This window comes from Streptacidiphilus melanogenes, from assembly GCF_000787835.1.
GTDB classification, from domain to species: Bacteria; Actinomycetota; Actinomycetes; order Streptomycetales; family Streptomycetaceae; genus Streptacidiphilus; species Streptacidiphilus melanogenes.
Map to the genome: position 1 here is coordinate 1 of NZ_BBPP01000015.1, position 21,447 is coordinate 21,447.

A 21,447-nucleotide genomic window follows, 5' to 3' on the forward strand; every position below is an offset into this window, starting at 1 on the left:
ACGCCGCGCGCGTGCCAGCTCCGCCGCTGAGAACAACAGCAGCCGGTCCCGTTCAGTCGGAGTCAATCGCACGGTGCCTCGCAGTTTAGAACGCCGTTCAAACGTCCCTCGCATTGAACCCCGACATGGGCCGCCTGTCCAGCCCAAGCCCCGGGAACACGCGCAGGGGCACCCGCCCGGATGAGCCGGACGGATGCCCCTGCGAAGAGATCGGGCCCGAAGGGGCCCCGAGGTGCCTACACCCCCAGCACCGCCTCGCGGTGGGCGAACCAGGCCAGCGTGTCGGCGATGCCCTGCTCGAGCGAGAGCTCCGGACGCCAGCCCAGCAGCCGCTCGGCCTTCCCGGTGCGGGTGAACGCGCCCGCGCTGTCGCCCGGGCGCGGCGGCGCCACCTCCACCGGGAGCGCCGTGCCGGTGACCGTCTCGAAGGCCTTGATCAGCTCACGGACCGTGGTCCCCTGCCCGGTGCCCAGGTTGATCACCTCGTAGCAGTTCGGCCCGTCCATCGGCAGCACCTCGTCGAAGCGCTGCACGGCGGCGACATGGGCCTGGGCGAGGTCCCAGACGTGCACGTAGTCGCGGATGCCGCTGCCGTCGCGGGTCGGCCAGTCGGTGCCGGTGATCTGGAAGGGCAGGCTGTTGGCGCGCGCGTGGATCAGCTTGCCGAGCGCGTGCGAGGGCAGCGCCACCTGCAGGCCGGTCCGCAGCTCCGGATCCGCGCCGATGGGGTTGAAGTAGCGCAGCGACAGGACCCGCAGCGGGGTCGCCTGGGCGGCGTCCTTGAACACCAGCTCGGTGACCATCTTGGTGCGGGCGTAGGGGGAGAGCGGGTCGAGCGCGGACTCCTCGTCCACCGAGAAGTCCTCGCCCGCGGTGTAGATCGAGGCGGAGGAGCTGAAGAGCAGGCGGTCGCAGCCGTTGCGCAGCAGGTGCTCGGTGAGCGCGATCGTCTTGGCGACGTTGACGCGGTAGTACCGCAGCGGCTGGGCGACGGAGTCCGGCACGACGATCAGCGCGGCACAGTGGATCGTGGCGCTGATCTCGGGATGTTCCTCGAAGATCCGGTCGATGAGATCACCGTCGGAGATGTCGCCCTCGTAGAACACCCGCCCCTCGGTGAACTCGGCGCGGCCGGTCACCAGGTTGTCGAGCAGGACCGGTGTGATCCCGGCGTCCAGGCAGGCCGAGGCGACCGTGCTGCCGATGAAACCCGCTCCGCCGGTGATCAGGACCTTCACGTTGTCGTTCCCCTCCGTAGGTGGACGGGCGTCGGCGACGACGCCCTCGGAAAGCCCGACGTTCGGCGTCTCGTGATGGTTCCGTGATCGGGGAGAGATGTTCCGGTGACCGGATGGTCGGTATGTCGTGACGCATCGGGACCCGCCTCGGCATTGCCGCAGGGCGCATCATCCGACAGGATGAAGTCCGGATATACCCCCCAAGATCCTCCGTTCCAGCTCGGAGCTGGGACAATGGGTGAGTAGCACAAGCCGCGCACACCAGGCGCGGCCTCTTTGCAGGGCAGGAGAACGATGGCGCCTAGGACGCAGCCGCCCCGGATCCCGAGCCCCGCGCACCGCCCGCCGCAGCAGAACCAGACACCGGACTGGCTGGAGTCGGCGGCAGCGGCGAACGGGATCGGTTCCTGGCACTGGGACATCCGCGCCGACCGCATCGTCTGCGACCAACGGGCCCTGGCCATCCTCGGACTCGAGGAGCTCGGCCTGCAGGCAGGCGAGCGTGTGCCGGTCTGTGGGCTGCAGACGGCGGCCGCCGTGGCCGCGGTCACCGCCGAGCTGGCGGAGAGCCCGGCGCGGCAGGCGTCGATCAACTCGGAGGAGTTCCTCGCGCTGCTGCACCCCGAGGACGCGCCGGTGGTCAGGCGCCGCGTCGAGCGGGCCGTCGCCGAGCTGGGCCAGTGCGGCGCCTACTACCGCACCGTCTTTCCTGGCGGGGAGATGCACGCCGTCCGCTTCCGCGGCCGGGTGCTGGCCGATGGGAACGGCCGCCCGACCCACATGATCGGCTTCGTCTGGGACGCCACCGTCGAGCTGCACAAGCGCCGCCGCGCCGACCAGGCCGCGTCCGTGCGCGAGGAGCGGACCCTGTTCATCCGCGAGGCCGCCAAGGGCCTCTCGGAGGCGGTGACCACCGCCGACGTCGCCCGCGTCTTCACCGAGCTGCCGCTGCCCGGCATCCCGCCGGACGGACTGGTCCTCGCCGTGCTGGAGAGCGGGCGGATCCAGATCCTCGCCTCCTCCGGCTACGGCGGCGGCTCGCGCCCGCCGCACGACCACGTGCCGCTGGACGCCGACCACCCCGCCGCGCTCGCGCTGCGCACCCGCACGCCCGTCTTCCTGGCCAGCCAGGAGGAGTACCGGCAGCGGTTCCCGATGGCCTGGCCGCAGGTCGTCGGGCACCCCAAGCACGCCTGGGCGTTCCTGCCGCTGGTCGCCAGCGGGCGGCCGCTGGGCGTCTGCCTGGTCAGCTTCGACGAGGACCGCGCCCTCGACTACGAGGAGCGGACCCTGCTCAGCACCCTCGGCGGGCTGGTCGGCCAGTCACTGGCCCGCGCCCGGCTCCACGACGCCGAGCACGAGCTGGCCGCCGGCCTGCAGCGGGTGCTGCTGCCGCGCCGCGTCCCGCCCGTCCCGGGCTTCGACGCCGTCGCCCGCTACCTGCCCGCCGGCACCGGCCTGCAGATCGGCGGCGACTGGTACGACGTCGTCCCGCTGCCGAACGGCCACGTCGGCGTCGTCATCGGCGACGTGCAGGGCCACGACGTGCACGCCGCCGGCGTCATGGGCCAGCTTCGGATCGCGCTGCGCGCCTACGCGGCGGAGGGCCACCCGCCGGCCGCGGTGATGACCCGCGCCGCGCGCTTCCTCGCCGACCTGGACACCGGCCACTTCGCCACCTGCCTCTACGCCGAGGTCAACGTGGACTACGGCGCGGTCTACGCCGTCCGGGCCGGCCATCTCAACCCGCTGATCCGCCGTGCGGACGGCAGCACGGCCGTCCATCACGTCGACGGCGGCCTGCCGCTCGGCGTCGACCCGGAGCAGAGCTACCCGGTCAGCCGGTTCACCCTCGACCCGGGCGACGTGCTGCTGCTGTGCACGGACGGCCTGGTGGAGACCCGCCGGATCGGCATCGACGAGGGCATGGAGCGGCTGCGACGCGTGGTCGGCGGCTGCAAGGACGTCGAGCTCTCCTCGCTCGCCGACAAGATCGCCCGGTCCGCCGCGGACAGCGCGGAGCGCGACGACGACGTGGCGCTGCTGCTGCTCCGCTGGGAGGGGCTGTCAGCTTCCCGTCCGCGCGAGCACCTGCGCCGCCGGATCGGCCAGGCGGATCTGGCGCGCATCGCCGAGGTCCGCGCGGAGCTGCGGGACGCGGTGCGCCGCTGGGGCGTCGGCGAACTCTCCGACACCGTCGAGCTGCTGGCCTCGGAGCTGGTCACCAACGCGCTCGTGCACACCGATCGCGACGCGATGCTGACCGCGCGGCTCTCGCGCGATCCCGAGGGCGGCCAGGCACGGCTGCGGATCGAGGTCGCGGACGACTCCGACCAGTGGCCCAAGCGGCGCACCCCCGGCGAGCAGGCCTCCTCCGGACGCGGGCTGATGCTCGTCGAGGCGATGAGCGACGCCTGGGGCGTCGAGCCGAACGGGACCGGCAAGCGCATGTGGTTCGAGCTCGTCTGCCACGGCGAACTCGCGGCGTAGGCCCTGTCGTCGAAGTGGCTGCGGCTCAGCCGTAGAGCTTCTCGAGGTCTTTGAGCTTCTGCTCGAGCGAGTCCCAGGCGCTCGCGCGCGGGACCGCCGGCATCGTGACGGTGTCGTCCTCGGCCGTCAGGTCGAAGACCCGCCTCGCGGGGCGGGGTTCGTCGGCGTTCCGGGCGGCCTCTATGGCGGGCTCCCCGGAGCCCATCTCCTCCCGCGCGGAACCCGCGGAACCAGGGGATCCGCCGGAGCGCGGCAGCTGCGGCATGCGGCGGCCGCCGCCCAGCGCGCGCAGCTGCGGCCGCTCGGCCTCCCGCCGCCGGATCCGCGCGCGGCGCTCCTCGCGCACCTCGTCCACGGCCTCGTCGAGGCTGCGGACGTTCTCCAGCAGCATCAACGACCAGGCGGCATACGTCTCGCGCGGCGCGCGCAGCCACCGCACCACGCGGATCTGCGGCAGCGGCCGCGGCACGAGGCCCTGCTCGCGCAGGGCAGCCTTGCGGGTCTGCTTGAGCGCGCGGTCGAAGAGGATCGCCGCGGAGAGGGACATCCCGGCGAAGAACTGCGGCGCGCCGCTGTGGTCGATGCCGCGCGGCGCGTGCACCCAGTTGAACCAGGCGGACGCGGCCGCGAACATCCAGACGAGACTGCGGGACCCGAGCGCGGCGTCACCGTGGCTGGCCTCGCGCACGGCGAGCACCGAGCAGAACATGGCCGCGCCGTCGAGCCCGAACGGCACGAGGTACTCCCACCCCCCGCTCAGGCCGAGGTTCTGCAGGCCGAAGCCGACCAGGCCGTGGAAGGAGAGCGCGGCCGCGACGGCCGCGCAGCAGAACAGCAGCACATAGGAGGCCGACCCGTACACGGTCTCCTTGCGCCTGCGCCGCTCCTCGCTCCGCTCCCAGGTGTCCGTCCCCTGCGGACGCCCCGCCCGGGCCCGCAGCACGACCAGCAGCACGACCACCACCAGCAGCAACGCGGTGAGCGTCAGAACCCACCCGAGAGCACCGTCGCTCAGCCTCATCGCCGTCTCCTCCCACCCTGGCAAGCCGCGCAGGGCGGGACCATCCTGACGGAGCAGGAGAGACGATCATGTGGATTTGGGACACATACACCAGAACGGGTGAATGCGCCACCGCTGGGGGCGCGAGCACCTCCCGGTCGGAGGCTCAGTCGAACGTGAGCCAGACCGGGGTGCCGGAGAAGGCGCGGGTCAGGCGGCGGGCCTCGGCGCGGAGTTGGGTGGCTTCGGCGGCAGGGGAGACGTCCGCGAGGGCGGCGAGGGCGGGGGCGAGGCCGACGGCGAAGCCGGTCTCCTCGCGCAGGCGCAGGGACTCGGCGTAGCCGTGGCGCGCACCGGCGACGTTGCCGTCCTCCTGGGCGATAGCGGCCAGGTGGCGCCAGGTGTAGGAGAGCAGGTGGGCGTCCTGCTGCTGCTCGGCCCCGGCGTGCGCACGCCGGTACGCGGCGCGCGCCGCGGTCGCGTCGCCGAGCAGGGCGTGGGCGATGAGGCCGCGGCGGAAGTCGAGGAGGGGACGGGCCGGGTCCTCGGGGGCGAGCAGCGCGGAGGCGCGCCCCAGCGCCGCCTGCGCCTCGTCGAGGCGGTCGTGGACCTTGGACACCGTGGCGCAGTAAGCGAGAAAGCCGCGCGCGCAGGCCGTCGCCGCGCGTTCGTGGTTGTCGCGGACGACGGCCTCGGCGGCGCGCAGCGCCGTCTCCGCGTCGTCCCAGCCGTCCCCGGTGAAGAACGCCGCCTCGATGAGCAGTTCGGCCCGTTCCACCGCGGAGCCGGGGTGGCCGTCCAGGAGCTCCGCCGCGGTCTGCCAGCAGCCGCGGGACCGCAGCAGCCAGATCTGTCCGGCGTCGGGCGTCCGCTGCTCGGGGATGTGAGCCGCCACGGAGGACTCCGACGCACGGGACCGCTGCTGCTCGGACAAGGACACGCCATCGCCCCTCACTGCGACCGCTGTCGGCCGCCGTTGGTCCGCCCTCGGTGACGGTCATTCAACACGCGGGCCGCGACCCGCGCCAGATCATGGACGCGAGGAGTTACGGACCAACTCCCGTGCGGCGGTGTTGACTGCCTGCGGCATGCCCGTCAGATCAAGCTCGAAGAGGGCCACCAGCAGCTGGTCCGCCCGGTTGCGGGCCTCGAGCGAATAACCCGCGAGGGTGAACATGGCCGGGACCAGCTCGTCACCGTGAAGGGTGTTGAGCCAGAGGCACTCGACGGCGCGCAGGTCGGCGGGCTCGGTCCAGGTGTCCACCTGGGCGACGATCGTCGGGCCGAGCAGGCAGACGCCCTCGCGGTCCTGGGAGTCGGAGACCTCCAGCTCGCCGAAGCCGAGCCACTCCAGGTAGCGGGCGGCGGCCAGCACCGCGTCGTCCGAGGTGCGGACCGGGTGGGGCAGGAACGGCTTGCGGGCGAGGGCACGCGGCGGCTGCACCGGCCGTGCGGACGTGACCGGCGCGGGGGCCGGCGGCACCGGCCCGGGGGTGACCGGACGCACCGGCTGCACGGGCTGCACCGGCGCCGGCGCAGCGACGGGGCCGACCTGGCGCGGGCGACCGCTGGTGTCGACGGGCAGCCGCACCGTCGCCCCGCAGGCACAGGTGAACTCGGGCTGCGGCCACTGCTCGGAGCGCCCGCAGGAGGGGCAGCGCATGCTCAGCCAGGAGTCCTCCCAGGAGCGGAACCGCACCTGCACCGGCACGCCGCCCTGCAGCAGCGGGATCTTCAGAGCCGCCCCGCACGGGCACGGGAACACCGGCGGCTCGTACGCGTGCTCCCGCCTGCAGCTGGGGCAGCGGACGGGCTTGGGTGAACCTGGCATGAGGGACCGTCCGTTCCTTCCGAGACCGTGACTCGAGACGCGACAGAGCGGGACGTTGTTTATGAGACTACGCCGCGGGCGCGCTCGCGGTTCCATGCTTCCCGATCCGGTCCGCGAGCGGAATGCCCATCCGCGCCACAGTTGGGGAAGGCGTAGCCCGAAGGGACGCCCTCGGCGTCAGCCGCCGATGGCCGACATCGGCCGTGCGGGACGCCGGAAGTCCGCGCTGTCGATCGCGTGACCTGGGCCCTTGCCCGCGATGCAGGCCCGCCAGGCCGCCTCGATCCGGTCGTCGTCCGCGCCGTCGCGCAGCAGCGCGCGCAGATCGGACTCGTCCGTGGCGAAGAGGCAGTTGCGCAACTGCCCGTCGGCGGTGAGCCGGACGCGGTCGCAGCCGCCGCAGAAGGGGCGGGTGACGCTGGCGATCACGCCGACGGTGGCCTCGCCGCCGTCGATCCGCCACTGCTCGGCGGGCGCGTTGCCCTCGCGGGGGACGGGGTGCAGGGTGAAGACCGTGCCGAGGGCGGCCAGGATCTCCTCGGCGGTGACCATCCGGGCGCGGTCCCAGGCTCCCTGGGCGTCCAGCGGCATCGACTCGATGAAGCGCAGGGCGTAGCCGTGCTCGACGGCCCAGATCGCGAGGTCGCTGATCTCGTCGTCGTTGACGCCGCGCACGGGCACGGCGTTGACCTTGACCGGCGCGAGCCCGGCGGCCTTGGCGGCGGCGAGGCCGGCGAGGACGTCCGTGAGCCGGTCGCGGCGGGTGATCGCCTGGAAGCGGTCGCGGCGCAGCGTGTCCAGGCTGACGTTGACCCGGTGCAGCCCCGCCACGCGGAGCGCGTCGGCCTGGCGGGCCAGACCGATGCCGTTGGTGGTCAGCGAGAGCTCCGGCGCGTCAGGGAGCGTGGAGAAGGCGGCGATCAGGTCCGCCAGCCCCCGCCGCAGCAGCGGCTCGCCGCCGGTCAGGCGGAGCGACCGGATGCCGAGACGGGTGGTCGCGATGCGGACCAGGCGGAGCAGTTCGCCGTCGTCGAGCAGGTCCTGCTTCGGCAGCCAGTCGAGCCCCTCGGCCGGCATGCAGTACGTACAGCGCAGGTTGCAGCGGTCGGTCAGCGAGACCCGCAGGTCCGTGTGGACCCGGCCGAAGCGGTCCAGGAGCGGGCGGGGATGCGGTGGACGTTGCTGCATCGGCCCAGTACAACGGGCCCGGGGTCGACCGGTCCAGCGGGTGAAGCCCCGGTGAACGCCGCAGGCCCGCACGGCAGGCTTGTGTGATTCTCCAAGTACGGCGGGGTGCGGTGCGCGCCATGCTGGGACCGTGGACGAGGTGATCGGCCTGCTGCTGGCCGCCGGCGGCGGACGCCGCATGGGAAACCGCCCGAAGGCCCTGCTGCCCTACGGGGGACGGCCGATGGTGGAGCACGCGCTCGGCGTGCTGCGCGCGGGCGGATGCACGCGGGTGCGGGTCGTTCTGGGGGCCGAGGCCGCGCGGGTGCTGGCCACCGCGGACCTGGACGACGCGGACGTCGTGCTGAACCCCGACTGGGAGACCGGCATGGGGTCCTCGCTCCGCGCGGGCCTGACCGGCCTGGTGGCCGACGCGGCCCTCATCGGCCTGGTGGACACGCCCGGCGTCACCCCCGAGGCCGTCGCGCGCGTCCTCGCCTGCGGCGCGGAGCTCGCGGCCGCGAGCTACGACGGCGAACGCGGACACCCGGTGCTGATCGCTTCGCGCTTCTTCGCCGAGGCCCGCGAGGACGCGGTCGGCGACGCGGGCGCGCGGGCGCTGCTGCGCGCGCACGCGGCGGAGCTGCACCTGGTGGAGTGCGGGGACGTGGCCTCGCCCGAGGACGTGGACACCCCCGAGCAGTTGGCCCGGTTGCAGGCCCCGTAGGGCGTGGGGAAAGCGCGGGGAGTGCCCACGCCAGGACTGCCGTGCCCGGGTCCCGCGGGTCCCGAGCCCGTGACTACTCCGTCGCGGAGGACGCCAGTGCCGTGCCCAGGCGCTCCGCGATGTCCTGCATCTGCGGGATGAGCGCGCGGGTGCCGGTGCGGGCCTCCAGGGTCCGCAGGCGGGCTTCCGGACCGGAGATCGACAGGGCGGTGGGGGTGGGCGCGCCGGGGACGACGACGGCGATGCAGCGGACGCCGATCTCCTGCTCCTGGTCGTCCACCGCGTAGCCGACCTCCCGGGCGGTCTCGAACTGCGGCAGCAGCTCGCCGGGGGAGGTGACGGTGTGGACGGTGTGCGCGGGCAGCGGGCCGTTGCCGAGGGTGGCAAGCGCCTCCACGGGCGGGAGTTGGGCCAGCAACACCTTGCCGACGGCGGTGCAGTGCGGCTGTACCCTGCGTCCGACCTCGGTGAACATCCGCATCGAGTGCCGGGAGGGCACCTGGCCGACGTAGACGACCTCGCCCGCCTCCAGCACCGCGAGGTTCGCCGTCTCGCCCGTCGCCTCCATCAGTTCGGCGAGGAACGGGCGGGCCCAGCTGCCCAGCAGGCGACCCGCCGTCTCGCCGAGCCTGATCAGGCGCGGGCCCAGGGTGTAGCGTCGAGCGGTGTCCTGACGGACGTAACCCTGCTGCACGAGCGTGCGGACGAGGCGGTGAATGGTCGGCATGGGAAGCCCCGAGGCGATGGCCAGATCGCTCAGCGTGCTGACGCCGCCTGCCTCGGCGAGCGCCTCCAGGAGCTGGAAGGCGCGCTCGACCGACTGCACTCCGCCGGCGCGGTCCGTGCCCGCGGCCCCGGAGCGGGGATCGGACGAGAGGGATGACGTCACCACAACAGCCTTCCTGGCAGGGTCCGGCAAGCCAACTCAACAAAGTGTTGAATTTCTGTATCGCGGAAACTAGCCTCCACCTTACAGAAGCGAGGCGCGCCGCACAGTGCGCTTCGATCATCCGCATCTTCTGATCTGACGAGGGTTCCATGGGTGCAGTGCAGGAAACCGGGAGCAAGCCGCTTCCCACCGGGGTCGAGATCGTCGGGCCGGTGGTGGACCGCGGGGACGAGGTGCTGACTCCGGCCGCACTCGCCTTCGTCGCCGACCTGCACCGACGCTTCGGTGCCCGCCGCAACGAGCTGCTCGCACGCCGCAAGGAGCGCCGCGCCGAGATCGCGCGCACCGGGAGGCTGGACTTCCTCCCCGAGACCGCCGAGATCCGCATCTCCGAGTGGCAGGTCGCTCCCGCGCCGCGGGCGCTGAACGACCGCCGCGTCGAGATCACCGGCCCGACCGACCGCAAGATGACCATCAACGCGCTCAACTCCGGCGCCAAGGTCTGGCTCGCGGACTTCGAGGACGCCACCGCGCCCAGCTGGCGCAACCTGATCGAGGGTCAGCTCAACCTCACCGCCGCGCTGTCCCGCACGATCGACTTCACCTCGCCGGAAGGCAAGGAGTACAAGCTGGGGCCCGACGCCGAGCTCGCCACCATCGTGGTCCGCCCGCGCGGCTGGCACCTGGACGAGGCGCACCTGCGCGTCGACGGCGAGCCGGTGGCCGGCGCGTTCGTCGACTTCGGCCTGTACTTGTTCCGCAACGCGGCGACGCTGCTCGCCCGCGGCGAGCAGGACCCCAACTCCGGTCCCTACTTCTACCTCCCGAAGACCGAGAGCCACCTGGAGACCCGTCTCTGGAACGACGTCTTCGTCCACGCCCAGGAGGCCCTCGGCATCCCGCGCGGCACGATCCGGGCGACCGTGCTGATCGAGACGATCACCGCCGCGTTCGAGATGGAGGAGATCCTCTACGAGCTGCGCGAGCACGCCGCAGGCCTGAACGCGGGCCGCTGGGACTACCTCTTCTCGATCGTCAAGAACTTCCGCGACGGCGGCGAGAAGTACGTCCTGCCGGACCGCAACAGCGTCACGATGACGGCCCCCTTCATGCGCGCGTACACCAGGCTGCTGGTCAACACCTGCCACCGCCGCGGCGCCCACGCGATCGGCGGCATGGCGGCGTTCATCCCCTCGCGCCGTGACCCCGAGGTCAACGCCGCGGCGCTGGAGAAGGTCCGCGCGGACAAGGACCGCGAGGCCGGGGACGGCTTCGACGGCTCCTGGGTCGCGCACCCGGACCTGGTCCCGGTCTGCCGGACCTCGTTCGACGCAGTCCTCGGGGAGGCGCCGAACCAGAAGCAGGTCGTGCCGACGAACGACGTGACCGGCGAGCAACTCCTCGACGTCGCCTCCGCGGGCGGCAGCTGCACCCGCGCCGGTCTGCAGAACGCCGTCCAGGTGGGTCTGCGCTACATCGAGGCGTGGCTGCGCGGCTTCGGCGCGGTGGCGATCTTCAACATGATGGAGGACGTCGCCACCGCCGAGATCTCCCGCTCGCAGGTCTGGCAGTGGGTCAACAACGCGGTCGTGCTGGCGGACACCGGCGAGAAGGTCACCGCCGCGCTGGTCCGCGAGATCGTCGCGACCGAGCTGGCGGACATGAAGCAGTCCGCGGGCCGCTGGGACGAGGCAGCCCAGCTCTTCGAAGAGGTGGCCCTGGCCGACGAGTTCGTCGACTTCCTCACACTTCCGGGTTACGCGCTGCTGTAGGGCGCGGCACCCGGAGACCGACAGCGGCGTCTCACGCAAACCTGGGGAGGTCCTGCGTGAGGCGCCGCTTGGCACGTCTTCAGAGTTTGCTCTGCATTCGGTGACGCCGTCTTGAACGCCTGACGTCACTTCAACTAGCGTCGCGCATCAGCAGGCAACAACACTTCGCGTGGTGGCACTACTGCCGTCCGGCCGGCGGCAACCGCACAGCCCTCCCGTTCCTCGTCGAGAAGGGCACCACCGTGCTTCGTTCCGCCCTCGTCGCCGGCTGCGCCGCGGCGCTCGCCACCGGCGCGCTCATCGCCGCGGCCCCCGCCGGAGCCAGCGAGCTCGCCCCCCACCACATGAGCCCGCACTCCGCCGCGAAGAAGGCCCCCGCGGCCTCGGGCAACAACCTCGCCTACGGCGGCGGCAACATCGTGACCGCCCCCAAGATCTACGTCGTCTACTGGGGCAACCAGTGGGGTACCGGCTCCACCGTCACCAACGACCCGTCGGGCGAGGCCGCGCTGCAGCTGAGCTTCTTCCAGCACGCCTACGGCAGCGGCGACACGTTCTTCACCTCGCAGACCCAGTACTGCCAGGGCGTCGCGGTCGGCACCACCCAGTGCGGCACCTCCGGCACCCACGTCGGACACCCCGCGTCGAACCCGGTCGGCGGCACCTGGCTGGACAGCTCGGCCAAGGCCCCGACCAAGCCCAGCGACTCGCAGATCGCCGCCGAGGCCAAGAAGGCGGCCTCGCACTTCGGCGTCTCCGGCGACAACGTCCAGATCATCGTGGACGCGGCCCACGGCGTGGTGCCCTCCGGCTTCAAGACGCAGTACTGCGCGTGGCACGACCACACCACCGCGAGCAACGGCGCGGACCTGCCGTACACCAACATGCCGTACGTCAGCGACGCGGGCACGAGCTGCGGCGCGAGCTTCGTCGCCACGGGCTCCAGCGGCGTCAACGCCGCGACGGAGGGTGTCACGATCGTCGGCGGCCACGAGTACGCCGAGACGATCACCGACCCGGCGCCGAGCAGCGGCTGGGTGGACAGCACGGGCGCGGAGACGGGCGACAAGTGCGCCTGGATCTCCAGCGGGCAGGGCGCATCCGCGATCATCAGCCTGAACGGCGCGAACTTCGCCGTGCAGTCGCTCTGGAGCAACAACTACGGCGGCGGCGCGGGCAACTGCGTGGTCTCCTACACGAGCGCGACGAACCAGCACTGAGGTAGTCGCACGACCGGGGGCGCGAGGAACTGCGCGACAAGCCACTGGCATGCGGATGGTCCTCAACGCGCAGGGCCATCCGCACGGGGTGGTTGCCCGCGCGGTTCCTCGCGCCCCCTGCAACGACAGTCGGGAGCGCCCCCGAGCCGGCTCGCGCCCGCGCGGCGGAGCCGCATATCGGCACGAGCCCCGCGCCCCTCGGGAGTGGCACCTAGCTCTTGGGGTCCAGCACCAGCTTGCCGGTGGTCCTGCGGGCGCGGAGCGCCTCGTGGACGGTGCGGGCCTCGTTCAGGGGGTAGGTGCCGCCGAGCTGCGGGGTGAGCTCGCCGGTGGCGACCAGCTGCAGGAGTTCGCGCATCGGCTCGGCGTGGAGGTCGGGACGGCCCAGCGCGTGCATCAGCCAGAAGCCGACGACGGAGGTGGAGTGGCCCATGAGCTTCGCCGCGGCCAGCGGCGACGGCTCCTGGCGGGAGGCCATGCCGTAGGTGACCAGGCGCCCGAAGGGGGCCAGCGCTGCGAGCGACGCGTCGAAGACGGGGCCGCCGGTCATCTCCAGGACGATGTCGACCTTCTTGCCGCCGTTCGCCTCGACGAGGCGGTCCTTCAGACCCTCCGCCTCCGCGTCGATCGCCTCGTCCGCGCCGAGCGAGAGCGCGAGCTCGCGCTTCTCCTTGGTCGACGCCGTCGCGATGACGCGGCCCGCGCCGAAGCGGCGCGCGAGCTGGACGGCCAGCGAGCCGGTGCCGCCCGCCGCGGCGTGCACCACGACGGACTCGCCGGGCGCGATCCGCGCCGACGTCCGCAGCAGGTTCCACGCGGTGAGGCCCTGGACGACCAGCGCCAGCGCGGCCGCGTCGGAGACCTCGTCGGGGACGTCGGTCGCCATCGGCTCCCAGGCGCAGGCACGTTCGGCGTAACCGCCGGTCGCGGTGAGCGCGACCACCCGGCGGCCGTCCGGCGTGCGGCCGACGACCTCGCCGCCCGGGATCATCGGGAGCGAGGAGCGGGACAGGTAGGAGTCCTCGACGGCGTGGGTGTCGGCGTAGTTGACGCCGGCGCCGTCGACGTCGACCAACAGCTGGCCGGGCTGCGGGACGGGCTCGGGGACCTCGGCCGGGCGCAGCACCTCGGGCCCGCCGAACTCCGTGATCTGGATCGCCTTCATGCGCGCGACTCCTAGCTACTCACCGGTAGTACGTATTGCGCACAACATACCGTCCAGTATGCCGAAAGGAAACACCGAAGCCCCGGACCCTCGCCGTGGGTCCGGGGCCTCAGCCCCCTCGGCGCGCGAACGAGCCGGGGAGTCCGGGCAGCACACCGTCCCAGTGCGTGCCCGGAGTCAGTCGGTCGAACCGGCGCGTCAGCCGCGCGAGGCGAGCTCCTTGGCCGCGTCCGCGCACGCCTTGGCGATGCGGTCCTCGTTCACCGTGGTCAGCCGGCCCTGCTCGACCACCGGGCGGCCGTTGACCAGCAGCAGCGACAGCGGCGGCAGTGCGCCCATCACCAGCGCCGCGACCGGGTCGGCGATGGAGGAGTGCATGATGCCGTCGACCTTCCACAGCGCGAGGTCGGCGAGCTTGCCGACCTCCACTGAGCCGATCTCGGCCTGACGGCCCAGCACCCGGGCGCCGCCCATGGTGCCCAGGCGCAGCGCCTGACGCGCGGTCAGCGCGTCGGGGCGGCCGTGGAGCCGGTTGATCAGCAGCGCGTTGCGCAGCTCGGTGCCGAGCTCACCGGACTCGTTGGAGGCGGTGCCGTCCACGCCGAGGCCGACCGGCACGCCGGCCGCCATCATGTCCGGCACCCGGGCGATGCCCGCGGCGAGGCGGGCGTTGGAGGACGGGCAGTGGGCCACGCCGGTCCCGGTCTCCGCGAACTTGCGGATGTCGGAGTCGTTCATGTGGACGCAGTGCGCCATCCACACGTCCTCGCCCAGCCAGCCCACCGACTCGAAGTAGTCGGTCGGGCCCATGCCGAACAGCTCCTTGCAGAACTGCTCCTCCTCGGCCGTCTCCGAGCCGTGGGTGTGCAGGCGCACGCCCTTGCGGCGGGCCAGCTCGGCGGCCTCCTTCATCAGCTCCGTGGTCACCGAGAACGGCGAGCACGGGGCGATGGCGACGTGCAGCATCGAGCCGAAGGAGCCGTCGTGCCAGCGGTCGACCGCAGCCTCGGAGGCGAGGAGGATGTCCTCGGTCTTCTCCACCGCGTGGTCCGGCGGCAGGCCGCCGTCGCTCTTGCCCCGGGACATCGAGCCGCGCAGCGCGGTGAAGCGCATGCCGAGCTCGGAGACGGCCTCGATGGAGGCGCCGAGGATGTCGCCGCCACCCTGGGGGAACACGTAGTGGTGGTCCGAGGCGGTGGTACAGCCGGACTTCAGCAGCGCGGCCGCCGAGCCCTGGGAGGCGGCGTGCACCAGCTTGTCGTCGATCCGCGACCAGGTCGGGTAGAGCGCGACCAGCCAGTCGAACAGGATGTCGTCCTGCGCCAGGCCGCGGGTGATCCACTGGTAGAAGTGGTGGTGCGTGTTGACCAGGCCCGGGGTCACCAGGTGGCCCTCGGCGTTGATCCGCCGCGCCACGTTGTCCAGCCACATCGGGGCCGGGCCCTCGCCCACGGACTCGATCACGTTGCCGGCGATGACGACGTGGCCGCGCCGGTACTCGGTGTCCAGGGCGTCGACCGTCGCGATCGCCGCGTTCTCGATGACGATGCGCTCGACGGGGGTTGCTTCGGGTGCCATAGCTCGTGCTCCTCGACAGCGGACTTTGTGAAGTACCGCCGTCTGGTGCGGCCCAGGGCGGGACGGCGGAGAGAATCCCTGGGGTCGAGCTCGGTTATGCAGGCGTTACGCCACGGGGATGACCGGAGTCACGCCCTCGCGGTGCACGGTGCCCTCGATGAGACCGTACATCCGGTCTGCAGCGTAGTAGACCTCGTTGTCGTTCTCCAGACCGAACGGCTCCAGATCCACCAGGAAGTGGTGCTTGTTCGGCAGCTCCAGGCGGACCTCGTCCACCTCGGCGCGGTTGTTGAGCACGCGGGTGCCCATCGCGTAGAGGGTCTGCTGCAGCGAGTAGGAGTAGGTCTCGGCGAAGGCCTCCAGCATGTGGCGGCGGACCTGCTGGTAGGAGCGGTCCCAGTTGGGCTCCTGCTCACCCTCGGCGCCGGTGAAGCCGAACTTCCAGCGGGCGGTGACCTGGGTGGCCAGGATGCGGTCGTACGCCTCCTTGAGGGTGGTGTACTCGTCCTTGATGTAGCCCCAGAACTCCGAGTTGGTCGAGTTCATCACGACCAGGTCCTTCAGGCCCGAGATGACCTGCACGTTCGTGCCGTCATAGACGATCTCGGAGGTGCGGACCTCGGTGCCGCGGCGGACGAAGGAGTGGCCGATCTCCTCGGAGCCGATGAAGCGGGCCTTGTTGTCCGGGATCTCGATCCGGTCCCAGACGTACTCCTCGACCCTGATGCGGGCGCGGTGGATCGGCGGGGTGTCGTCGACGAAGTGGCGGGCGAGCAGGATGCCGAAGTTCTCGGGAGACTGGATGCCGAACTTCTTCGCGTAGGCGAAGACGGTGTTCTTGGTGGTGTCCGTCGGCAGGCAGTGCGCGTTCGAGCCGGTCAGGTGAACGTCGTCGAGGTCGCCGGAGAGGGCGACGGAGACGTTGAGGTCCCGGATCTCGTGGCGGTTGCCGTTGCGGGTGATCCGTACGACGCGGTTCTCCGCCTTGCCGTACTGGTTCTGGCCGAGCTGGTGGGCCATGGTCTAGCTCCCTCGGTAGACGGAGTACCCGAACGGGTTGAGCAGCAGGGGTACGTGGTAATGGGCCTGGGCCGGGTCGACGTCGAAGACGATGGCGACCTCGGGGAAGAAGGCCCCGTTGGTGGTGAAGCGGAGCCGGAGCACGGTGCCCGCGGCCAGGTCCGGGACCGGCAGGTCCTTGCAGCGCCCGTCGGCGTCGGTGGCGGAGACCCCGAGGGCCTTCCACTCGCCGGCGACCTGCTGGGCCAGCTCGACCGGGATGCCCGCGGCGGGCTTGCCGAGGCTGGTGTCCAGCACATGGGTGGAGATGGAGGTCATGAAAGTCCTCACGCGGGTTTCGTGTCGCAGCGTGCGCACGGTGCCGTCGGCTCGTCAGCTCTCGTCGAGCAGGCGGTCGATGCGGATGTCGTTGATCTTGCGGAGCTCGCCCCGGACGATCTCCCGCTCGGTGGTGGCGTCGTTCGGGTGGCGCTCGCGCAGGGCCGCCAGCATGGTCCCGGCGGTGCGCCCGGTGGCGCAGATCAGGAAGACGTGGCCGAACTTCTCCTCGTAGGAGGCGTTCGCGGCGGCCAGGTCGGCCAGCAGCGCCTCGTCGGCGCCGTGGACACCGGCCTGTTCGCGCTGGGAGGTGGCGTCGCCCGGCTTGGGGGTGCCGATCCGGGCGTGGCCGGCCATCGCGTCGTTCAGGTCCGCTGTGGAGAGGGCCTCCATCGCGCTCGCGTTGGCGGCGTGGAAGGCGTCCCGGTCGCGGTAGGGGCGGGCGAGACGCACGAGCGTCGCCCAGGTGTGGCTGGAGCAGATCTCCGTCAGGAGCGCGTCCAGCACCTCGCCGTCGATCGCGTTGACGCGGTCGAGGGCGATGTCCGTCGGGGTGGCGGGTTGGGTCACTCGTGACCTCCGAAAGTGAGGTGCCACGAGAAAAGTAGATCCGCCGACCCCGATCGTCAACACTTTGTTGAAAGCTGTCGTCAGCTTTGCTTTCCCGCCGCCTGCTGGCGGTTGAGGTAGTTGTAGACGGTGAACCGGCTGACGCCGAGCGCCGCGGCGACGTTCTCGACGCCGTGGCGGATGGTGAACGCCCCGCGTTCCTCCAGCAGGGCGACCACGCGCTGCTTGTCGGCGCGGTCCAGTGTGGTCAGTTCGGCGCCGCCGAACTGCCGACGGACCTCGTTCAGCAGCCGGTCGAGCGCGCTCTCCAAGCCGGGCAGGCGCACCGCCACGGCCGGCGCGCCGTCCCATTCGAGCGTGACGTCGTTCGGCAGGGCCTCGTCCAGGCTCACCGCGCTGGCGCCGACGGCGTCGAGCAGCGGCTTGATGGCTATGGCCAGCGGGTGCTGCTCGTCGCTCATCCCGCTCCCTCCCCTTCGTCCTCGGCGCCCTCCAGGACGCTGACCTGGAGTGAGATCCGAGTGGCGCCGTGCGCCAGGGTCTCGCGGACCAGTCGGTCGATGGCCGAGAGCGTCGGCTCGGCCTCGCCCTCGGCTGTGGTGCCGAACGGCCCCACGTCGACACTGAGCCCGGCCTCGTCGACCACGCGGCGCGCGGTGCGCGCATGCTCCGGGAAGCCGTCCAGTTCGAACGGCTCGGTTGTGAACTCCACCTTCAATCGCACGTCCGAAGCGTATCCGGGGAACGGCCAGGATCCGAGAGGTGCTTGACAAACTGTTGAAGCGACGTGCCATAGTTTCATCACGCAGAAAACATCTTCCGCAATGTGGAACAAGGTGATGGCATGACCGCCGCGCAGAGCTGGCTGAACCAGCGCTGGACCGTGAACCTCTCGATCCTCTTCACCGAGCTTCCGCTGGTGGAGCGCCCGGCGGCCGCGAAGGCCGCGGGCTTCGACGCCGCGGAGCTGTGGTGGACCCTCGACGGCCCCACCCCGGCGCAGGCCGATCTCGACGCGCTGCGTGCGGCGTTCGTCGACTCCGGCGTGCAGCTGACGGGCCTCAACTTCGACGCCGGCAACATGGCCGGCGGCGACAAGGGCCTGCTGTCGCGTCCCGCCGACTCGCAGCGGTTCCGCGACAACATCGCGGTGGCGGTCGGCCTGGCCGAGTCGCTCGGCTGCAAGGCGCTGAACGCCCTGTACGGCAACCGTGTCGAGGACGTGCCGGTCGCCGAGCAGGACGCGCTCGCGCTGGAGAACCTCGCGCTCGCCGCGCAGGCCGCGCAGGGCATCGGCGCGGTGCTGCTGGTCGAGGCGCTGAACGCGCCGGAGGCGCCGCAGTACGGGCTGCTCAGTTCGAAGGACGCGGTGGCGGTGGTGGACGCGGTCAACGCGACCACCGGCCTTGGGAACACGAAGTTCCTCTGCGACCTCTACCACCTGGCGCGGAACGGCGAGGATCTTGCCGCGGTCATTGCGGAGTACGCGGACCGGATCGGGCACGTACAGGTTGCCGACGCGCCGGCGCGCAACTTCCCTGGTTCGGGCGAGCTGGACTTCCCGGCGCTTCTCGGCCAGTTGGAGGCCGTCGGCTACGAAGGCTACATCGGCCTCGAGTACAAGCCCGTCGCCGGGGTCGCCTCGGCCGACTCCTTCGAGTGGCTGCCTGCCGCGCTGCGGGCCAGCAAGCGCTGAGCGCTCTCCGACTCCCACGAAACTTCCCACGGAGGAGAACTCCAATGAGCACGACCCCCCGCCGTATCGCCTTCATCGGGCTCGGCATCATGGGCAGCCCGATGGCCGCCAACCTGGTCAAGGCCGGGCACGCCGTCACCGGTTACAACCTGGTCCAGGCCCCGATCGACAAGCTGGTCGCCGAGGGCGGCAAGGGCGCGTCGTCGATCGCCGAGGCGGTCAAGGACGCCGAGATCGTCATCACGATGGTGCCGGCCGACCCGCAGGTCGAGGCGGTTTACTTCGGTGAGGGCGGCGTGCTCGACAACGCCCCCGCCGGTGCGCTGCTCGTCGACATGAGCTCGGTGACGCCGCAGATCTCGCAGCGTGTGGCCGCCGCCGCCAAGGAGAAGGGCCTGCGTTCCATCGACGCGCCCGTCTCCGGTGGTGAGGCCGGTGCCATCGAGGGCGTGCTGTCGATCATGGTCGGTGGCGAGCGGGCCGACTTCGACGAGGCCGAGCCCGTCCTGAAGGCGCTGGGCACCACGGTGGCCCTGGTCGGCCCGTCCGGCTCCGGCCAGACCGTCAAGGTCGCCAACCAGTTGATCGTCGCCGTCAACATCCAGGCGTGCGCCGAGGCCGTGGTCTTCCTGGAGAAGTCCGGAGTCGACCTGGAGGTCGCGCTCGACGTGCTCAACGGCGGTCTGGCCGGTTCCACCGTGCTGACCCGCAAGAAGAACAACTTCCTGCGGCGCGACTTCGCGCCGGGCTTCCGCCTCGACCTGCACCACAAGGACATGGGCAACCTGCTGTCCGCCGCGCGTGCCGTCGAGGTCCCGCTGCCCACCGCCGCGCTGGTCGCGGACTTCATCACCGCCATGCGCAACGCCGGTGACGGCGGGCTGGACCACTCCGCCCTGCTGCGCAACCTGGAGCGCCTGTCCGGAAAGGTCTCCTGACCATGGCCCGCATGACCGCGGCTGAAGCAGCCGTCGAGATCCTCAAGCGCGAGGGCGTCACCAACCTGTTCGGCCTGCCCGGCGCCGCGATCAACCCCTTCTACTCCGCGATCCGCAAGCGCGGCGGCCTGCACCACACGCTGGCCCGCCACGTCGAGGGCGCGTCCCACATGGCCGAGGGCTACACCCGCGCCAAGGCCGGCAACATCGGTGTCTGCATCGGCACCTCCGGCCCGGCCGGGACGGACATGATCACCGGGCTCTACTCGGCCCAGGCCGACTCGATCCCGATCCTGTGCATCACCGGCCAGGCGCCGGTGGCCAAGCTGCACAAGGAGGACTTCCAGGCGGTCGACATCGCGTCCATCGCGAAGCCGCTGACGAAGATGGCCGTCACCGTGCTGGAGCCGGCCCAGGTGCCCGGCGCCTTCCAGCAGGCCTTCCACCTGATGCGCTCCGGCCGTCCCGGCCCGGTCCTGATCGACCTGCCGATCGACGTCCAGATGGCCGAGATCGAGTTCGACATCGACACCTACGAGCCGCTGCCGGTCTACAAGCCGTCCGCGACCCGTGCCCAGGTGGAGAAGGCCCTGGACCTGCTCCAGGCCTCCGAGCGTCCGCTCATCGTCTCCGGCGGCGGTGTCATCAACGCGGACGCTGCCGACCTGCTGGTCGAGTTCGCCGAGCTGACCGGCGTCCCGGTCGTTCCGACCCTGATGGGCTGGGGCACCATCCCGGACGACCACCCGCTCACCGCGGGCATGGTCGGCCTGCAGACCTCGCACCGCTACGGCAACGCGACGCTGCTGGAGTCGGACTTCGTCCTCGGCATCGGCAACCGGTGGGCCAACCGCCACACCGGCAACAACACCGACGTCTACACGGCCGGCCGTAAGTTCGTCCACGTCGACATCGAGCCGACCCAGATCGGGCGCACCTTCGCCCCCGACTACGGCATCGTCTCCGACGCCAGGGCCGCCCTGCAGCTCTTCGTCGAGGTGGCGCGTGAGCGCAGGGCCGCGCAGACGCTCAAGGATTACAGCGCCTGGGCCGCCTCCTGCCAGGAGCGCAAGGCCACGCTGCTGCGCAAGACGCACTTCGACAACGTGCCGGTCAAGCCGCAGCGTGTGTACGAGGAGATGAACAAGGCGTTCGGGCGCGACGTCCGCTACGTCACCACCATCGGCCTCTCGCAGATCCAGGCCGCGCAGCTGCTGCACGTCTACAAGGACCGGCACTGGATCAACGCCGGCCAGGCGGGCCCGCTGGGCTGGACCGTGCCGGCCGCGCTCGGTGTCGCCACCGCGGTGCCGGACGAGACCGTCGTCGCGCTCTCGGGTGACTACGACTTCCAGTTCATGATCGAGGAGCTGGCGGTCGGGGCGCAGTTCAACATCGGCTACGTCCACGTGGTCGTGAACAACGCCTACCTCGGGCTGATCCGCCAGGCGCAGCGCGCCTTCGACATGGACTTCTGCGTCCAGCTCTCGTTCGACAACATCAACGCCCCCGAGGTGGGCGGCTACGGCGTGGACCACGTCAAGGTCGCCGAGGGCCTGGGCTGCAAGGCGATCCGGGTGTTCGAGCCCGGCGAGATCGCGGGCGCCCTGGAGCAGGCCAAGAAGCTGGCCGCCGAGTTCAAGGTGCCGGTCATCGTCGAGGTCATCCTGGAGCGCGTCACCAACGTCTCCATGGCCGCGGCCGACATCGACAAGGTCAACGAGTTCGAGGAGCTCGCGACCGAGCCCGGCGACGCCCCCACCGCCCTGCTGGGCGCGTAGGGCAGACCCGCCCGAAGCGGGTGCATAGTCTCCTCCCGGCGGCGTGA

21 protein-coding genes are annotated in these 21,447 nt (G+C 71.4%); 7 read left to right on the forward strand and 14 right to left on the reverse strand.

From position 1 onward, the window contains the following. Together TR49_RS42890 and galE are read right to left on the reverse strand one after the other, a co-directional pair. Nucleotides 1–72 (reverse strand): urease subunit gamma (locus TR49_RS42890; RefSeq protein ID WP_174501585.1); only part of this gene is annotated, 72 nt, incomplete at its 3' end. A 164-nt stretch (nucleotides 73–236) separates the two neighbouring features. After that, nucleotides 237–1,238, reverse strand: coding sequence for a UDP-glucose 4-epimerase GalE (gene galE / locus TR49_RS17860; RefSeq protein WP_042382899.1), 1,002 nt, complete (start codon nucleotides 1,236–1,238; stop codon nucleotides 237–239). A gap of 294 nt (nucleotides 1,239–1,532) precedes the next feature. Between galE and TR49_RS17865 the strand changes: the two genes are divergently transcribed. Further along, nucleotides 1,533–3,728 carry a SpoIIE family protein phosphatase gene (locus tag TR49_RS17865; RefSeq protein ID WP_052434388.1) on the forward strand — a complete coding sequence of 732 codons (2,196 nt, stop codon included), beginning with the start codon at nucleotides 1,533–1,535 and terminating at the stop codon, nucleotides 3,726–3,728. A 25-nt stretch (nucleotides 3,729–3,753) separates the two neighbouring features. Here TR49_RS17865 and TR49_RS17870 read toward each other — a convergent pair whose 3' ends face one another. From TR49_RS17870 to moaA, 4 genes are all read right to left on the reverse strand, one after another. After that, nucleotides 3,754–4,749: a DUF2637 domain-containing protein gene (locus tag TR49_RS17870; protein WP_042382900.1), complete on the reverse strand. Its 996-nt coding sequence runs from the start codon at nucleotides 4,747–4,749 to the stop codon at nucleotides 3,754–3,756. Between the two features lie 145 nt (nucleotides 4,750–4,894). Beyond that, the gene (locus TR49_RS17875; protein ID WP_439654108.1) at nucleotides 4,895–5,668 is read right to left on the reverse strand and encodes a hypothetical protein; all 774 of its coding nucleotides are present in this window, start codon (nucleotides 5,666–5,668) and stop codon (nucleotides 4,895–4,897) included. A gap of 90 nt (nucleotides 5,669–5,758) precedes the next feature. Further along, complete coding sequence (locus tag TR49_RS43915; RefSeq protein ID WP_042382901.1) at nucleotides 5,759–6,559, reverse strand: hypothetical protein; 801 nt, start codon at nucleotides 6,557–6,559, stop codon at nucleotides 5,759–5,761. Nucleotides 6,560–6,736: 177 nt separating this feature from the next. After that, nucleotides 6,737–7,747, reverse strand: coding sequence for a GTP 3',8-cyclase MoaA (gene moaA, locus TR49_RS17885; RefSeq protein ID WP_042382902.1), 1,011 nt, complete (start codon nucleotides 7,745–7,747; stop codon nucleotides 6,737–6,739). Between the two features lie 130 nt (nucleotides 7,748–7,877). Between moaA and TR49_RS17890 the strand changes: the two genes are divergently transcribed. Next, the gene (locus TR49_RS17890) at nucleotides 7,878–8,453 is read left to right on the forward strand and encodes a nucleotidyltransferase family protein (protein WP_042382903.1); all 576 of its coding nucleotides are present in this window, start codon (nucleotides 7,878–7,880) and stop codon (nucleotides 8,451–8,453) included. Nucleotides 8,454–8,526: 73 nt separating this feature from the next. On the opposite strand, the gene TR49_RS17895 is transcribed toward TR49_RS17890, so the two are convergent. After that, nucleotides 8,527–9,345, reverse strand: coding sequence for an IclR family transcriptional regulator (locus TR49_RS17895; protein WP_042382904.1), 819 nt, complete (start codon nucleotides 9,343–9,345; stop codon nucleotides 8,527–8,529). Between the two features lie 146 nt (nucleotides 9,346–9,491). Between TR49_RS17895 and aceB the strand changes: the two genes are divergently transcribed. Together aceB and TR49_RS17905 are read left to right on the forward strand one after the other, a co-directional pair. Continuing rightward, nucleotides 9,492–11,114: a malate synthase A gene (gene aceB, locus TR49_RS17900; RefSeq protein WP_042382905.1), complete on the forward strand. Its 1,623-nt coding sequence runs from the start codon at nucleotides 9,492–9,494 to the stop codon at nucleotides 11,112–11,114. 242 nt (nucleotides 11,115–11,356) lie between these two features. After that, nucleotides 11,357–12,334 (forward strand): hypothetical protein, encoded by a 978-nt coding sequence (locus TR49_RS17905; RefSeq protein WP_052434389.1) that lies wholly within the window; start codon nucleotides 11,357–11,359, stop codon nucleotides 12,332–12,334. A 211-nt stretch (nucleotides 12,335–12,545) separates the two neighbouring features. Here the strand turns inward: TR49_RS17905 and TR49_RS17910 are convergent, their stop codons facing one another. The 7 genes from TR49_RS17910 to TR49_RS17940 form a co-directional block, all read right to left on the reverse strand. Next, complete coding sequence (locus TR49_RS17910; protein ID WP_042382906.1) at nucleotides 12,546–13,499, reverse strand: quinone oxidoreductase family protein; 954 nt, start codon at nucleotides 13,497–13,499, stop codon at nucleotides 12,546–12,548. Between the two features lie 198 nt (nucleotides 13,500–13,697). Beyond that, the gene (locus TR49_RS17915; RefSeq protein WP_042382908.1) at nucleotides 13,698–15,077 is read right to left on the reverse strand and encodes an 8-oxoguanine deaminase; all 1,380 of its coding nucleotides are present in this window, start codon (nucleotides 15,075–15,077) and stop codon (nucleotides 13,698–13,700) included. A gap of 105 nt (nucleotides 15,078–15,182) precedes the next feature. Further along, on the reverse strand, nucleotides 15,183–16,097 hold the full coding sequence (gene pucL, locus TR49_RS17920) for a factor-independent urate hydroxylase (protein WP_042382909.1): 915 nt from the start codon (nucleotides 16,095–16,097) through the stop codon (nucleotides 15,183–15,185). 3 nt (nucleotides 16,098–16,100) lie between these two features. Next, nucleotides 16,101–16,415: a hydroxyisourate hydrolase gene (gene uraH / locus TR49_RS17925; protein WP_236653416.1), complete on the reverse strand. Its 315-nt coding sequence runs from the start codon at nucleotides 16,413–16,415 to the stop codon at nucleotides 16,101–16,103. Between the two features lie 54 nt (nucleotides 16,416–16,469). Next, on the reverse strand, nucleotides 16,470–16,985 hold the full coding sequence (gene uraD / locus TR49_RS17930) for a 2-oxo-4-hydroxy-4-carboxy-5-ureidoimidazoline decarboxylase (RefSeq protein ID WP_042382912.1): 516 nt from the start codon (nucleotides 16,983–16,985) through the stop codon (nucleotides 16,470–16,472). An 80-nt stretch (nucleotides 16,986–17,065) separates the two neighbouring features. After that, on the reverse strand, nucleotides 17,066–17,446 hold the full coding sequence (locus TR49_RS17935; RefSeq protein ID WP_042382913.1) for a helix-turn-helix domain-containing protein: 381 nt from the start codon (nucleotides 17,444–17,446) through the stop codon (nucleotides 17,066–17,068). Beyond that, the gene (locus tag TR49_RS17940) at nucleotides 17,443–17,709 is read right to left on the reverse strand and encodes a thiamine-binding protein (protein WP_084724983.1); all 267 of its coding nucleotides are present in this window, start codon (nucleotides 17,707–17,709) and stop codon (nucleotides 17,443–17,445) included. Before TR49_RS17940 ends, TR49_RS17935 begins: the two co-directional genes overlap by 4 nt. 120 nt (nucleotides 17,710–17,829) lie before the next feature. Here TR49_RS17940 and TR49_RS17945 point away from each other — a divergent pair, with 120 nt between their 5' ends. The 3 genes from TR49_RS17945 to gcl are packed head-to-tail and all read left to right on the forward strand — an operon-like array spanning nucleotide 17,830 to nucleotide 21,400. Further along, complete coding sequence (locus TR49_RS17945) at nucleotides 17,830–18,681, forward strand: TIM barrel protein (protein ID WP_042382915.1); 852 nt, start codon at nucleotides 17,830–17,832, stop codon at nucleotides 18,679–18,681. A 44-nt stretch (nucleotides 18,682–18,725) separates the two neighbouring features. Next, entirely contained in the window at nucleotides 18,726–19,619 is an 894-nt protein-coding gene (locus TR49_RS17950) for a 2-hydroxy-3-oxopropionate reductase (protein ID WP_042382916.1), read from the forward strand. A gap of 2 nt (nucleotides 19,620–19,621) precedes the next feature. Then, on the forward strand, nucleotides 19,622–21,400 hold the full coding sequence (gcl, locus tag TR49_RS17955) for a glyoxylate carboligase (RefSeq protein WP_042382917.1): 1,779 nt from the start codon (nucleotides 19,622–19,624) through the stop codon (nucleotides 21,398–21,400). Nucleotides 21,401–21,447 lie beyond the last annotated feature (47 nt).